The sequence below is a fragment of the Priestia sp. FSL W8-0524 genome (assembly GCF_038005965.1).
GTDB classification, from domain to species: Bacteria; Bacillota; Bacilli; order Bacillales; family Bacillaceae_H; genus Priestia; species Priestia zanthoxyli.
The window spans coordinates 4,103,802-4,117,444 of record NZ_JBBOUG010000001.1 but is presented as its reverse complement, the minus strand read 5'-3'; the positions used below and the strand labels follow the sequence as shown (position 1 = coordinate 4,117,444).

At 39.7% G+C, this 13,643-nt stretch carries 12 protein-coding genes; 9 read left to right on the top strand and 3 right to left on the bottom strand.

From position 1 onward, the window contains the following. Window positions 1-297 precede the first annotated feature (297 nt). Window positions 298-1,629 (bottom strand): peptide MFS transporter, encoded by a 1,332-nt coding sequence (locus NST66_RS21510; protein ID WP_033579713.1) that lies wholly within the window; start codon window positions 1,627-1,629, stop codon window positions 298-300. Between the two features lie 313 nt (window positions 1,630-1,942). Beyond that, complete coding sequence (locus NST66_RS21505) at window positions 1,943-2,095, bottom strand: YycC family protein (protein ID WP_064504589.1); 153 nt, start codon at window positions 2,093-2,095, stop codon at window positions 1,943-1,945. Window positions 2,096-2,219: 124 nt separating this feature from the next. Between NST66_RS21505 and NST66_RS21500 the strand changes: the two genes are divergently transcribed. Then, entirely contained in the window at window positions 2,220-2,948 is a 729-nt protein-coding gene (locus NST66_RS21500) for a glycerophosphodiester phosphodiesterase (RefSeq protein ID WP_014458256.1), read from the top strand. 12 nt (window positions 2,949-2,960) lie between these two features. On the opposite strand, the gene NST66_RS21495 is transcribed toward NST66_RS21500, so the two are convergent. After that, window positions 2,961-3,212 carry a DUF2627 domain-containing protein gene (locus NST66_RS21495; protein ID WP_028411584.1) on the bottom strand — a complete coding sequence of 84 codons (252 nt, stop codon included), beginning with the start codon at window positions 3,210-3,212 and terminating at the stop codon, window positions 2,961-2,963. Between the two features lie 175 nt (window positions 3,213-3,387). On the opposite strand from NST66_RS21495, the gene NST66_RS21490 reads away from it, so the two are divergent. From NST66_RS21490 to NST66_RS21455, 8 genes are all read left to right on the top strand, one after another. Beyond that, window positions 3,388-5,457 carry a sigma-54 interaction domain-containing protein gene (locus NST66_RS21490; RefSeq protein ID WP_034271001.1) on the top strand — a complete coding sequence of 690 codons (2,070 nt, stop codon included), beginning with the start codon at window positions 3,388-3,390 and terminating at the stop codon, window positions 5,455-5,457. Window positions 5,458-5,695: 238 nt separating this feature from the next. Further along, complete coding sequence (yqiS, locus tag NST66_RS21485; RefSeq protein ID WP_028411582.1) at window positions 5,696-6,607, top strand: phosphate butyryltransferase; 912 nt, start codon at window positions 5,696-5,698, stop codon at window positions 6,605-6,607. Window positions 6,608-6,619: 12 nt separating this feature from the next. Next, window positions 6,620-7,723 (top strand): branched-chain amino acid dehydrogenase, encoded by a 1,104-nt coding sequence (gene bcd / locus NST66_RS21480; protein ID WP_340843689.1) that lies wholly within the window; start codon window positions 6,620-6,622, stop codon window positions 7,721-7,723. Window positions 7,724-7,819: 96 nt separating this feature from the next. Further along, the gene (gene buk, locus NST66_RS21475) at window positions 7,820-8,899 is read left to right on the top strand and encodes a butyrate kinase (RefSeq protein WP_372492011.1); all 1,080 of its coding nucleotides are present in this window, start codon (window positions 7,820-7,822) and stop codon (window positions 8,897-8,899) included. Window positions 8,900-8,927: 28 nt separating this feature from the next. Continuing rightward, entirely contained in the window at window positions 8,928-10,349 is a 1,422-nt protein-coding gene (gene lpdA, locus NST66_RS21470) for a dihydrolipoyl dehydrogenase (protein ID WP_028411580.1), read from the top strand. 20 nt (window positions 10,350-10,369) lie between these two features. Beyond that, a complete protein-coding gene (locus tag NST66_RS21465; protein WP_013084976.1) occupies window positions 10,370-11,362 on the top strand; it encodes a thiamine pyrophosphate-dependent dehydrogenase E1 component subunit alpha in 993 nt (330 codons plus the stop codon). 12 nt (window positions 11,363-11,374) lie between these two features. Next, the gene (locus NST66_RS21460; protein ID WP_013084975.1) at window positions 11,375-12,358 is read left to right on the top strand and encodes an alpha-ketoacid dehydrogenase subunit beta; all 984 of its coding nucleotides are present in this window, start codon (window positions 11,375-11,377) and stop codon (window positions 12,356-12,358) included. A gap of 15 nt (window positions 12,359-12,373) precedes the next feature. Further along, complete coding sequence (locus NST66_RS21455; protein WP_340843688.1) at window positions 12,374-13,633, top strand: dihydrolipoamide acetyltransferase family protein; 1,260 nt, start codon at window positions 12,374-12,376, stop codon at window positions 13,631-13,633. The last annotated feature ends 10 nt before the right edge of the window (window positions 13,634-13,643 follow it).

The following is a 13,643-nucleotide window of genomic DNA, read 5'->3' as shown; positions in this document are numbered from 1 at the left end:
AAACTTTTGGAATTTACACTAGATATTAAACTGAAAACCAATAAACTTTTTACTGCAGGGCCGATGAATTTTAATCATTCATGGGTCCTTTCATTTTGTTTTAAGAGTTGGAAATAGGGAGGTTAAGGGAATGTACATCTTGTGATCCATAGTAGTGTATTTTATTGAAATAATTTATTTAATTGTTATGAGGGCTTTGTGTTTGAAAGAAGATTTAGAAGATGTGTTAAAAAATTCATCTACATATATGGATAAGTAAATGATAAAAAAAGCAGCCTTCAGAAAAGGCTGCTTTTTTTAATCCATTAATTTAGCAATCGGTTTTGAAAGGAACAAAACAATAATTCCAAGTACAATTGTTACAGCTCCGATTAAGCTGAAGATGTCGAAATAACCTAACGACTGTGTATAAGATGCAAGAACACCCGCTAGCTTATTAGCAACAGCAGAGCTTGCCATCCATACGCCCATTAAAAGAGAAGCAAGCTTTAATGGAGCCAGTCTACTTACCATAGACAACCCTACTGGCGAAATCATAAGCTCAGCCAGCGTGTGCAGGAAGTAAGTGAAAATCATAAATAGGATATTTACTTTTAAAGCTGGGTCATTACCAGTATACATAACGGCTGGAATTAAAATTAAGAATCCTAATCCGACTGTTACAAGTCCCATACCCATTTTTGTTGGTGTTTTAAAATCACCGCGTTTTGAATTTCCTAGCTTGTACCAAACAAGTGACATAATTGGTGCTAAAATCATGATAAACAGTGGATTCAATGATTGGAACCACTCTGTTGGAACCGTAAAACTACCGATTTGACGATCAATTTGATCTTGAGCATATAGCGTTAAAGAACTTCCAGCCTGTTCAAAAGCTGTCCAGAAAGCAATAACAACGAAAGCTAGAATAACGATAGCAACCGTTCTTTTCTTTTCTCGTGCTGTCAGCGGAGCAGTTGATGTTTGAGATGCTGCTGCATGAACTTTTCCTGTAGGCTCTTTCCCAATATCACCTAAATAGCGATTAGCCAGTAGGTTAAATAAAATTTGTCCAACAACCATTCCGATAGCTGCTGTTAAAAATCCGTATTTATAACTCATTAATCCAACAACTAATGGGGCGAAAAATGCACCAAAGTTAATACCCATATAAAAAATGGTAAAAGCACCGTCACGGCGAGGATCATTTTCTGCATAAAGATCTCCGACCAATGTGGAGATATTTGGTTTGAAAAATCCGTTTCCGATAATTAATAAAGCAAGTCCGATATACAAAGCGGCTACGCTTTGATGAATGAAGATGGAAAAATTCCCGAGTGCCATAATCACACCACCGATTGTGATGGCTAGCCTTCTTCCGAGGAAGCGGTCTGTTAAATATCCGCCAATCATCGGCGTAATGTAAACAGCACTAGTGAATGTTCCATATAAGCTCAGTGCAGTTGCTTTATCTACCCCGAGTCCACCTTGAGCAGCGGTAGCAGTTAAATAAAGAACAAGAATGGCTCTCATTCCATAATAACTAAATCTTTCCCATGCCTCAGTCGCGAATAATAAGTACAGTCCAGGAGGGTGTTTTTTCCTAGACTCATTTGGCTGCTGATTTTCGTGTTGTACAGCTGCTTGCATAATGAAGTCCCCCTAAAATTTCTCTCATACTATTTAATTCTTTTATTTGAATTGATCAAAAAATCAGAATATAAGTACTGGAATAAACATAATGTATTTTTATTTTAGTAGAAAAACAATAATTTCGTCAATGAAATTATATGGAAAAATCAAAAAATAATTAAATATACACAAAAAAGTATTAAATTACTTATTTAAAAGCATTTTTAAAAATACATTTATATTATTAAATATTCTAATATATGTTATGGAAAATGAAGTAAGAAAGTAATACTATTTTTGGAAACGAAAATTCGAAAGAAAAAAGGATCTGTTATTCAGATCCTTTTTTATCTTCGCCCGCATTTAATTCAGCAAGCTTCTGCAGCAAAATATGCTGAGGCATATGCATCAATTGCTCGAGGGGGATATTTAATTGTTCTGCTAATTTTACGGCTGTATCCGGAGAAATTTGCAGTGGTCTCATACACAACGACCTCCTTTTGCATATAAAGTAATGAAAGTGAAGAAGTATAAACAGTAAATTCGTGCTTTCACTATTAAGTAATGCTAAAGTTAATAATAAGTGATAATAGAGGAGTTGAGCAAGTATGTTTGTAATAGGTCATCGCGGCGCAGCTGGAACGTTTCCTGAAAATACGATGATTTCCTTCAAAGAAGCAGCGAGAGTCGGAGCACACGGAATTGAACTTGATGTGCATATGACAAAGGATGGAGAACTTGCTGTAATTCATGATGAAAAAGTAGATCGAACGACGAATGGAAAAGGGTATGTAAAAGATTTTACGTATCAAGATTTACAAAAATTAGATGCGAGCTATAAGTTCAAAAAAAAGTACGGAGTATGTAAAATTCCCATGTTAAATGAAGTAATGGAGTGGGCTTCAAGTGAAGGAATTAGTGTAAATATTGAGTTGAAAAACAATATATTTGACTATCCATACTTAGAAATGAAAGTTTTAGATTTAATTTATTTATACAAGATGAAGGATCGAACGATGATTTCATCTTTTAATCATAACAGCTTAGCCCGAATTGGTTCTTTGGATTCTACGATTGAAACAGCTATTTTATATTCTTATCCGATGTATGAGCCTTGGGTATATGCGCAGCATCTTGGCGCAAAAGCTCTTCACCCTAATCAGCGTACCGTGAATGAAGTAAATGTAGCCGCTTCAAAAGATTGTCAAATTCCAGTGCGACCTTACACAGTAAATGATGTAAAAGTAGCTGAGCAGCTTCGGAAATATGGATGTGAATCCATTATTACTGATTATCCTGAAAAAATGGTGAAGCAATTTGGGGGACGCTTTTCGTAAAAAAACATCGCATTAATGCGATGTTTTTTTATCTTTTTGAAATCTGTTTTGAACTTTGTTTCGCTTGCGGTCTCTGTGCAGAATAAAGCCAGCAACAAATCCAAGGCCGATTACAAATAACAGAAGGCCGACTGAAAATTGCAAAAATAAAGAAGGAAACGGGGATTGCAGGATGCCAAAAATCATATCTCTCATAAGTTTAATGCCATATCCAGCGAGTATACCAGGAATAAGTAAGATTAGCAGGGCAATAATTCGAACCATAGCTTCTCCTTTCGCTTCTCTTTTTTAAAATGAATGCGTTTACATTATAAAACCGTTATACTTGAATCATAAAAGAACTAAATAAATTGTCAAGAGCGTTTCTTTTTTTATATGATAGGTATATGCAATATTTTGCACGGAACATGTACATATTAAGTAGAAAAGGTGAAAAAATATGCAAAATGTGTTGATCGTTGGAGGAGGAAAAGGCGGATTAGCTATTCTGAAAATCTTGTTGGAAACCGAATTTATGAAAGTGATTGGTGTAGTAGACGTACGAGCTGACGCGCCGGCTGTTTTGCATGCGAAAGAACAAGATATTTCAACCGGAATGAATTGGGAGCCTTATATGACAAAGCAGCTCGATGTCATTGTTGAAACAACAGGTAAACAAGGTGTTTTTCAACAATTGCAGAGAAGCAAACCTGCTGATGCACTGGTAGTTCCGGGATTGGTTGCTGAAATTATGGCCAATCTGATGGAGGAAAAAGAAGAGTTAATTCAGCGGTTAAAGCAAGAATCGTATAAATATGATCTTATTTTTAACGCGGCTCATGATGCGATGGTCGTGATTGATAGGAATGGATATATTACGCTATTTAATCAAAGTGCCGAGCGTTTGACGAACTTTTCACACAGAGATGTAATTGGTAAGCATCTTCATGAAGTTATTCCAAATAGTAAACTTGTTGATGTTCTTCATACAAAAACGATTGATCAAAATAGTGAATTTGTGTTAGATAGCGGACGGAAGGTCATTACGACTAGAATACCAATACTCGACGAGAATAGAGAGCTGTTTGGTGCCTTTTCGATTTTTAAAGATATTACGGACGTTGTCGGATTGGCAGAAGAAGTTACGAACTTAAAAGAAGTACAAACTATGCTTCAAGCTATTATTCAATCTTCTGAAGAAGCTATTTCGGTTGTCGATGAAGAAGGAAGAGGGATTTTAATTAATCCTGCTTATACGAGAATTACGGGTTTAAAAAAGACGGATATTATTGGTCAGCCCGCGACTGCCGATATCTCTGAAGGAGACAGTATGCACATGAAGGTGCTGCAAACAAGACGTCCTGTTCGAGGTGTAAGAATGAGGCTTGGTCCGAGTAAAAGAGACGTAGTTGTGAATGTTGCCCCTGTTATTGTCGATGGAAAATTAAAAGGCAGCGTTGGCGTTATTCATGATATGTCTGAAATTCAAGAGCTTACAAATGAACTCAAAAGAGCGCGTCAAATTATCCGAACGCTTGAAGCGAAATATTCATTTGCTGATATCATTGGTCAGTCTGAAGAATTTCAGTTAGCAATTGAGCAGGCTAGACTTGCTGCTAAAACACCAGCTACTGTTTTGCTTAGAGGTGAATCTGGGACGGGTAAGGAGCTGTTTGCACATGCGATTCATAATGCGAGCAGCCGAAAGTTTAATAAATTTGTTCGGATCAACTGTGCTGCACTTTCTGAGTCTTTGCTTGAAAGTGAACTTTTTGGGTATGAAGAAGGAGCTTTTTCCGGGGCAAAACGAGGCGGAAAACGAGGTGTTTTTGAAGAAGCCAATAACGGTAGCATCTTTTTGGATGAAATCGGGGAGCTTTCAGCTCATATGCAGGCTAAGCTGCTTCGAGTGCTTCAAGAAAAAGAGCTTATTCGCGTTGGAGGCACGACCCCCATTCCGGTGAATGTTCGCGTGATTGCAGCTACGAATGTGAATTTAGAAAAAGGAATGGCTGATGGAAGCATTAGACAGGACTTGTATTATCGGCTAAACAAAATTCCGATTCACATACCTCCTCTTCGGAAGAGAAAAGAGGATATTGGAGCGCTTGTTACACACTTAATTACAAAAATTAATCAAGATTACGGCCGACATGTTGAAGGGGTAACAGATCGGGCCTTACAATCATTGAGATCATACGACTGGCCAGGAAACGTCAGAGAGCTTGAAAACATATTAGGAAGAGCTATTATTTATATGCACTATACGGAAACAATGATTGATTCTGTTCATCTCCCTTCACTTGAAGGCAAGGGCAAAAAAGAAAAAAATCAGGCGAATGAAGAGGTAGTATTCGAAGGGAAGACTTTAGCGCACATGATGGAAAATTATGAAGCTGAACTTATTCAAAAAGTGCTGATTGCAAACAAGTATAACCGAACGAAAACAGCAAAACAGCTCAATATTTCCCTGCGTTCTCTGTATTATAAGTTGGAAAAATACAATCTTGCAAATAACAGCATGCAATAAAATGCATGGTGTGCAAGTTATTGCATATAAATAGAGAGGTATTCTTTTTTTCTGTTTGTCGTTAGAATCAATAAAAAAATTTTTTTGTGCGTAGAAACGGATATAAGCAGCTATATTATGTAATATATGCAGAGTGTGGCACAAATCTTGCATATATTTTAAGTGACTGCATAAACGCGCAGTATGCTCTTTAAAAAGGGGCAAAAGAAAGAATGAAAAAGGAGAGGTCGAACATTCCATGACTCTTGCTACCATCTTATCTCGGGTTGCTAAGCAGTCTTCTTTGACTGTTGCTGTTGCTGCAGCTGAAGACTTAGAAACAATTGAGGCAGTGTATGAAGCTGTGTCAAGGGAAGTTTCTGAATTTATTTTGTTTGGCAACGAAACAACAATTAATGAATTATTCAGGCAGTACCGCCCATCCTTACTCACTCATAAGGCTGTGACGGTCGTACATACGGAGTCCGTTTTAGAAGCGGCTCAATTGGCTGTGCGTTCAGTTCAGCAAGGTCAAGCTCATATCGTAATGAAAGGGAATTTATCCACATCGCTTATTTTAAAAGCTGTGTTAAATAAAGAGCATGGTTTGCGTACGGGAAATGTTTTATCACACGTAGCTGTGTTTGATGTTCCTCACTATGACCGCCCTATTCTTGTAACAGATGCAGCTATGAATATTACGCCATCTCTGGAAGAGAAAGTTCAAATCATTCAAAACGCGGTGAACGTTGCTCACTCGATTGGGATAGAGGTGCCAAAGGTAGCTCCTGTTGCAGCGGTTGAAGTTGTGAACCCTTTGATGCCTGCCACAGTAGAGGCTGCACTTCTTACACAGATGAACCGCAGAGGACAAATTAAAGGCTGCGTTATTGATGGACCTTTAGCACTCGACAATGCCATTAACATAGAAGCAGCCAAGCAAAAAGGCATTCAAAGTGAAGTTGCCGGTCAAGCAGATATATTACTCGTTCCAGCAATTGAAACAGGGAACGTCTTATATAAATCCCTTATTTATTTTGCTAAAGCAAAAGTTGGAGCTATTCTAGCGGGGGCAAAAGCTCCGGTCGTCTTAACATCCAGAGCAGATTCATCAGAAAGTAAATTATACTCACTGGCGCTTGCTATCAGCGTCGCTCAACAGAATTCTTAGGAGGCACTAACAATGAAAATTTTTGACTATATGGAAACATACGATTATGAGCAGTTATTATTTTGCCAAGATAAAGATTCAGGCTTAAAAGCCATTATTGCGATTCATGATACAACAATTGGACCAGCTCTAGGCGGTACGAGAATGTGGACATATGAATCAGAAGAGGCTGCAACTGAAGATGCGCTTCGTTTATCACGCGGAATGACTTATAAAAATGCAGCAGCAGGCTTGAATTTAGGAGGAGGAAAAACGGTTATTATCGGAGATCCTCGCAAAGACAAAAATGAAGCGATGTTCCGTGCATTTGGCCGCTTTATTCAAGGGTTAAATGGTCGATATATTACAGCAGAAGATGTGGGCACAACGGTAGAGGATATGGATATTGTATATGAGGAAACGGATTATGTAACGGGTGTATCTCCTGCCTTCGGTTCATCAGGCAATCCATCACCAGTCACAGCCTACGGCGTATACCGAGGAATTAAAGCAGCAGCAAAAGAAGCATTTGGAACAGATATGCTTGAAGGAAAAGTAGTAGCTGTCCAAGGTGTAGGAAACGTAGCATATAATTTATGCCGCCACCTTCACGAAGAAGGGGCAAAACTTATTGTAACGGATATTAATAAAGAAGCTGTTCAGCGTGCGGTAGAAGAATTTGGTGCGCAAGCAGTAGACCCAAATGATATTTATGGTGTAGAATGTGATATCTATGCTCCTTGTGCACTCGGAGCAACGATTAACGATGAAACGATCCCTCAAATAAAAGCAAAAGTTATTGCAGGGGCAGCTAATAATCAATTGAAAGAAACGCGTCATGGTGATTTAATTCATGAATTAGGCATTGTATATGCACCGGACTATGTTATTAATGCAGGAGGCGTTATTAACGTAGCTGATGAGCTAGTTGGATATAACCGTGAGCGTGCGCTGAAAAAAGTTGAAGGTATTTATGATAATATTGAAAAGGTAGTTGAAATCTCAAAGCGAGATGGCATTCCAACCTATCTAGCAGCAGATCGCTTAGCTGAAGAAAGAATTGAAAAGCTGCGTCGTTCACGCAGTCAATTTTTACAAAATGGACAGCATATTTTAAGTAGACGTCATACGCGCTAATGTTTGAGCTGAAGGCTAGGCAAAAGGAATAAATGAAATCCTTTCGACCTAGCCTTCGTTTATGAGAATGATAAGGTAGGAGGACATGTGTTGGATATGCACGAATATCGAATGCTGATAATAAATCCGGGTTCAACGTCCACAAAAATTGGCGTGTTTCACAACGATAAACCAATTTTTGATCGAACAATCCGCTACGATTCACAACAAATGAATCAGTTTGAGACGATATATGCACAGTATGAGTTCCGTAAAAACTCGATTTTAGAGGCACTTGATGAAGAAGGGATTAATTTATCTAAATTAAGTGCAGTATGTGGAAGAGGAGGGCTTTTACGCCCGATTGAAGGCGGCACATACGAAGTAAATCAAGCCATGCTCAAAGATTTAAAAGACGGTTATGCCGGCCATCATGCTTCAAATTTAGGCGGGATTTTAGCGTTTGAGATTGCATCTGGATTAAATATTCCAGCATACATTGTTGATCCAGTGGTGGTAGATGAGCTAAGTGACATCGCTCGTATCTCAGGAACTCCTTTTATGGAAAGGAAAAGCATCTTTCACGCGCTGAATCAAAAATCGGTGGCTCGAAAAGTGGCCAAAGAAATGAATAGCACATACGAACAAATGAACGTTATTGTTACCCATATGGGCGGGGGCATTACGGTTGGAGTTCACAAGTGCGGAAAAGTAATTGATGTGAACAATGGCCTGCACGGCGACGGTCCTTTTAGTCCAGAGCGCGCTGGCGGTGTACCGGTTGGTGAATTAGTTCGTCTTTGCTTTTCAGGTCAGTATTACCGCGAGGAGATTATGAAAATGCTTGTAGGAAAAGGCGGACTTGTCGGTTATTTGGGCACATCTGACGTGCAGAAAGTCGAAGCGCTAGTGAAAAATGGAAACGAAAAAGCTAAGCTTATCTACGAAGCAATGGCTTATCAAATTTCGAAGGAAATTGGAGCTGCCAGTACGGTATTGCATGGAAAAGTAGATGCCATTATTCTAACGGGAGGCATTGCTTATTCAAAAGCGTTTGTTGAGCTGATTATTAATCATGTAAAGTGGATTGCAGATGTCATTGTTTACCCTGGAGAAAATGAGCTTCAAGCGCTAGCTGAAGGGGCTCTCCGAGTGCTTACAGGTGAAGAAGAAGTAAAGGAATATAAAGGCGCTTAATAGCGTTTGCAGAAAGGTGTGAAGCAGTGTGGCAAAAGAATATGATTTGGTCATTCTCGGCGGTGGAACCGGAGGGTACGTAGCAGCTATTCGTGCCTCTCAGTTAGGTCTATCGGTAGCGGTTGTGGAAAAAAATAAGTTAGGCGGCACATGCCTGCACGCAGGGTGTATCCCAAGCAAAGCTTTACTAAGAAGTGCAGAAGTCTATCAAACGGCTAAGAAAAGCAGTGAATTTGGCGTAGAAACGTCCAATGTACTATTGAACTATGCTCGTGTACAAGAACGAAAGTCAGAAATTGTTTCACAGTTACATAATGGTGTCAAACAGCTAATGAAAAAAGGTAAAATTGACGTATATGAAGGAATTGGACGTATTTTAGGACCTTCTATTTTTTCTCCTATGCCAGGAACCATCTCCGTTGAATTAAAAAGCGGTGAAGAAAACGAAATGCTTATTCCAAAGAATGTAATTGTCGCAACAGGGTCTCGCCCTAGAACATTACCTGGTTTAACAATCGATGGAGAGAAAGTAATCACTTCAGATGAAGCATTAAAGATGGAAACACTTCCTGCTTCTATTATTATTGTGGGAGGCGGCGTCATTGGAATTGAATGGGCGTCAATGCTCACAGATTTTGATGTTGATGTAACGGTTGTTGAATACAGCGATCGAATTTTACCAACAGAAGATCAAGATATCTCCCGTGAAATGACGAAGCTTTTAAAAGCAAAAGGAGTTACCATTATTACTTCTGCTAAAGTAATGGCTGATACACTGTCTGTTGGTGGTCAGGTGAAAATTTCTGCTCAAGTAGGAGACGATATGCAAGAATATGAAGCAGAAAAGCTGCTTGTATCTGTAGGGCGTCAAGCGAATGTCGAAGGAATTGGTCTCGAGAATACCGATATTGTAGTAGAAAACGGTGTGATTGCCACAAATGATTTTTATCAAACGAAAGAATCTCATATCTACGCAATTGGAGATGTGATTGGCGGACTGCAGCTTGCACATGTAGCTTCTCACGAAGGAATCGTAGCTGTTGAGCATTTACACGGTGACAAGCCTTTGAAGATTGATTACACAACAATTTCTAAATGCGTATACAGCAGCCCGGAGGCAGCAAGTGTAGGATTAACAGAACAAGAAGCAAAACAGCAAGGATTTCAGCTGAAGGTTGGAAAGTTTCCGTTTAAGGCCGTTGGAAAAGCTCTTGTATATGGAGAGGCAGAGGGATTTGTTAAAATTATTGCCGATGCCGACACAAATGATGTTCTTGGTGTGCATATGATTGGACCTCACGTGACGGATATGATTTCTGAAGCGGGTCTTGCAAAGGTATTGGATGCTACACCATGGGAAATTGCTCATACCATTCATCCTCATCCTAGCCTTTCAGAAGCGATGGGAGAAGCTTCATTAGCTGTAGATGGAAAAGCGATTCATTTTTGATGATTAAAGGAGGTTTAAACATGACAAAAAACCGTCATGAATCATTAGGATTAACTGATGAACAAGTACTTGAAATGTACCGCACTATGCTGCTTGCACGAAAAATTGATGAGCGTATGTGGCTATTAAACCGTGCAGGGAAGGTGCCTTTTGTTATTTCATGTCAAGGTCAAGAAGCCGCTCAAGTTGGCGCAGCTTTTGCCTTAAACAGAGAGAATGATTACATATTACCTTATTACCGCGATCTGGGTGTTGTGCTGGCATTTGGAATGACTGCGCGCGATTTAATGCTTTCTGGGTTTGCTAAAGCAGAAGATCCAAACTCAGGAGGTCGTCAAATGCCAGGTCACTTTGGCCATAAGGAAAAGCGAATTGTAACAGGATCTTCTCCAGTTACAACACAGGTGCCTCATGCAGTAGGAATCGCTTTAGCAGGACGATTGGAGAAAAAAGACTTAGTCACGTTTGTTACGTTTGGAGAAGGATCTTCTAACCAAGGAGACTTCCACGAAGGCGCGAACTTTGCAGGTGTTCATAAGCTTCCTGTTATCTTTATGTGTGAAAATAACAAGTATGCGATTTCTGTTCCGGTTGAAAAGCAGCTAGGGTGCGCAAAAGTATCTGATCGTGCGATTGGATATGGTATGCCAGGCTACACAATTGATGGAAACGATGTCCTTGAAGTATATCGAGTGGTAAAAGAAGCAAGAGATCGTGCATCCAGAGGAGAAGGGCCTACTCTTATTGAAACTGTTTCAGAGCGTTTGACTGCCCATTCAAGTGATGACGATGATCGTGCATATCGCGGCGCAGAAGAATTGTCTGAAGCTAAAAAGAGTGATCCGCTTGCGTACTTTGCGACTTATTTAAAAGAGGTTAACGTGTTAACCGATGAACGAGAAAAACAAATGCTTGATGATATTATGAACATCGTTAATGATGCAACAGATTATGCTGAAAACGCTCCTTATGCAGAAGCGGAATCGGCTTTAAAATACGTGTACGGTGAGTAAGGAGGAGAACATATGCCGGTTATTTCATATATTGATGCAGTAACAATGGCCATTCGTGAAGAAATGGAAAGAGATTCCCGCGTGTTTGTATTAGGAGAAGACGTAGGAAAAAAAGGCGGCGTATTTAAAGCAACCAACGGACTGTACGAACAGTTCGGGGAAGAAAGAGTTATTGACACACCTCTTGCAGAATCTGCTATTGCAGGCGTAGGAATCGGAGCGGCAATGTACGGCATGCGTCCGATTGCGGAAATGCAATTTGCTGATTTTATTATGCCTGCAGTCAATCAAATCGTGTCAGAAGCAGCGAAAATTCGCTATCGTTCTAATAATGATTGGAGTTGTCCAATTACAATTCGAGCTCCGTACGGCGGTGGAGTTCACGGTGCTCTTTATCATTCTCAATCTGTTGAAGCACTGTTTGCCAATACGCCAGGGTTAAAGATTGTGATGCCTTCTACGCCTTATGACGTAAAAGGATTATTAAAAGCAGCTATTCGTGATGATGATCCAGTTCTTTTCTTTGAGCATAAGCGTGCGTACCGTTTGATTAAAGGAGAAGTCCCTGAAGATGATTATGTACTTCCGATTGGCAAAGCAGATGTAAAGAGAGAAGGAGACGACATCACGGTTATTACATATGGTCTTTGTGTACACTTTGCTCTTCAAGCTGCTGAAAAGCTAGAAGCAGACGGTATTTCAGCACACATCTTAGATTTAAGAACGGTCTATCCGCTTGATAAAGAAGCTATTATAGAAGCAGCATCTAAAACAGGTAAGGTCCTGCTTTTAACGGAAGACAACAAAGAAGGCAGCATTATGAGCGAAGTAGCAGCTATTATTGCTGAACACTGCTTATTTGATTTAGATGCGCCAATTCAGCGCCTTGCTGGCCCCGATGTTCCAGCTATGCCGTATGCACCAACAATGGAAAAATATTTTATGGTGAATCCAGATAAAGTAGAAAAAGCAATGAGAGAATTAGCTCAATTTTAAAAGGAGTTGTATCAATTGGCTATTGAAAAAATTACGATGCCGCAGCTCGGTGAAAGTGTAACAGAAGGTACAATTAGCAAATGGCTCGTTTCTGTTGGAGATCACGTAAATAAGTACGACCCGTTAGCTGAAGTCATGACGGATAAAGTAAATGCTGAAGTGCCTTCTTCTTTTAGTGGAACAATTAAAGAGTTAATTGCAGGTGAAGATGATACTTTACCCGTGGGAGAAGTGATTTGTTTAATTGAAGTAGAAGGAACTGTATCTCAAAAAGAACAGAAAACGTCTGATAAGACTGTAGAAGAATCAGCGCCAAAAACAGCGGACAGTCAATCCAATAAAAGCCGATACTCTCCAGCTGTTATGCGTCTGTCACAAGAACATAATATTAATTTAGATACCGTGACAGGAACAGGAGCGGGCGGCCGCATTACGAGAAAAGATATTTTAGCTGTTATCGAAAAAGGCGGAGCTGCTGAAGTGAAAGAAACACCTGCATCAACAGTTCAGCCAGAAGCACCCGTAGCGGCAGCTGCTCCAAAAACGAAGCAACCCGCGCCGGTTGTGTCTGCAGCCGGAGATCAAGAAATCCCTGTTTCAGGCGTGCGTAAAGCTATTGCAGCAAATATGCTTCGCAGTAAAAACGAAATTCCGCATGCATGGACAATGGTTGAAGTTGATGTAACGAACTTAGTTTCTTATCGTGATGCATTAAAGACGGAGTTCAAACAAAAAGAAGGTTTTAACTTAACTTATTTTGCGTTCTTCGTAAAAGCAGTGGCTCAGGCTTTAAAAGAATTCCCTCAAATGAATTCAATGTGGGCAGGAGACCGTATTGTTCAGAAAAAAGATATTAATGTATCTATTGCTGTTGCAACAGACGATGCTTTATTTGTGCCGGTTATTAAACAAGCCGATGAAAAGACAATCAAAGGCATTGCGCGTGAAATTACAGAGCTTGCGCAAAAAGTTCGTACGGGTTCATTGAAGTCTGAAGACATGCAGGGCGGAACGTTTACTGTTAACAACACAGGCTCATTTGGTTCCGTGCAATCAATGGGGATTATTAATTACCCGCAAGCGGCTATTTTACAAGTAGAATCTATTGTAAAACGTCCGGTTATTATTGATAACATGATTGCTGTTCGAGATATGGTTAACTTATGTTTATCACTTGATCACCGCGTGTTGGACGGCTTGGTGTGCGGCAGGTTCTTGGCAAGAGTTAAAGAGATTTTAGAATCTACGTCTAAAGAGAATACGTCCGTCTATTAAAAAAAGCAAA

Excerpts from the sequence above, each read along its gene's own strand:
- buk (WP_372492011.1), top strand. The coding sequence starts at position 7,820 with ATGCACGAATATCGAATGCTGATAATAAATCCGGGTTCAACGTCCACA.
- NST66_RS21465 (WP_013084976.1), top strand. The coding sequence starts at position 10,370 with ATGACAAAAAACCGTCATGAATCATTAGGATTAACTGATGAACAAGTA.
- NST66_RS21490 (WP_034271001.1), top strand. The coding sequence starts at position 3,388 with ATGCAAAATGTGTTGATCGTTGGAGGAGGAAAAGGCGGATTAGCTATT.
- NST66_RS21495 (WP_028411584.1), bottom strand. The coding sequence starts at position 3,212 with ATGGTTCGAATTATTGCCCTGCTAATCTTACTTATTCCTGGTATACTC.
- bcd (WP_340843689.1), top strand. The coding sequence starts at position 6,620 with ATGAAAATTTTTGACTATATGGAAACATACGATTATGAGCAGTTATTA.
- yqiS (WP_028411582.1), top strand. The coding sequence starts at position 5,696 with ATGACTCTTGCTACCATCTTATCTCGGGTTGCTAAGCAGTCTTCTTTG.
- NST66_RS21460 (WP_013084975.1), top strand. The coding sequence starts at position 11,375 with ATGCCGGTTATTTCATATATTGATGCAGTAACAATGGCCATTCGTGAA.
- NST66_RS21510 (WP_033579713.1), bottom strand. The coding sequence starts at position 1,629 with ATGCAAGCAGCTGTACAACACGAAAATCAGCAGCCAAATGAGTCTAGG.
- NST66_RS21505 (WP_064504589.1), bottom strand. The coding sequence starts at position 2,095 with ATGAGACCACTGCAAATTTCTCCGGATACAGCCGTAAAATTAGCAGAA.
- NST66_RS21500 (WP_014458256.1), top strand. The coding sequence starts at position 2,220 with ATGTTTGTAATAGGTCATCGCGGCGCAGCTGGAACGTTTCCTGAAAAT.